2 pseudogenes are annotated in these 523 nt (G+C 55.6%); both read right to left on the bottom strand.

Annotation, left to right across the window (positions count from 1 at the left end):
• Positions 1–108, bottom strand: a pseudogene (locus ACOCD2_RS26045) (IS5/IS1182 family transposase); the annotation flags it as partial.
• A gap of 294 nt (positions 109–402) precedes the next feature.
• Positions 403–523 (bottom strand): annotated as a pseudogene (locus tag ACOCD2_RS26040) (transposase); the annotation flags it as partial.

Genomic DNA, 523 nt, shown 5'->3' with positions numbered 1-523 from the left:
TTTATTCTTGGTTGAGGGCGAGGCCGCAATCAGCGTGGCATCGACCATCGTACCCTTTGACAGTTGCAGCCCGTGACGGTGTAGATGCTCACTCACTGCGGCAAATAAATCCTCCGTCAGTCGCTGCCAGCCATGGAGAGCGAAGCGAAGGCTGGTAGACCCCAGTAGCCGCGAGGCCGCACTGTTTTCCCGGCGTGCCTTGCGCCAGAGGGAAAACAAAGTAGGTCTCCGAACGCGGCGTCCAGTCATTGGGAGCCAAGTACGGAGCAGCAACGAGCTTGCGAAGTTGTTGCGTAGTGCTGGGTGACCAGGACGGCTGGGGCACCAATAGGTTGTCAAAGGCCGAGTCGATTTTGGGGACTGGGATGTCCCAAAATCTATCACGAGGCCGAAGACACGCTTGTTATGCTTCTCCAGCAAATGACGAAATTTCAGGATAGTGGTTTCGTCCGGCAAGCGATCCTCACACAGCTCCAGACCCGCAAAACGCCTCATGGACTCAATCTCATACAAAGCATCTTCC

The organism is Thiolapillus sp. (assembly GCF_048562965.1).
Lineage (GTDB): Bacteria > Pseudomonadota > Gammaproteobacteria > Chromatiales > Chromatiaceae > Thiolapillus > Thiolapillus brandeum_A.
Note: the sequence above shows the minus strand (reverse complement) of the source record. Positions and strands in the feature narration are given on the sequence as shown.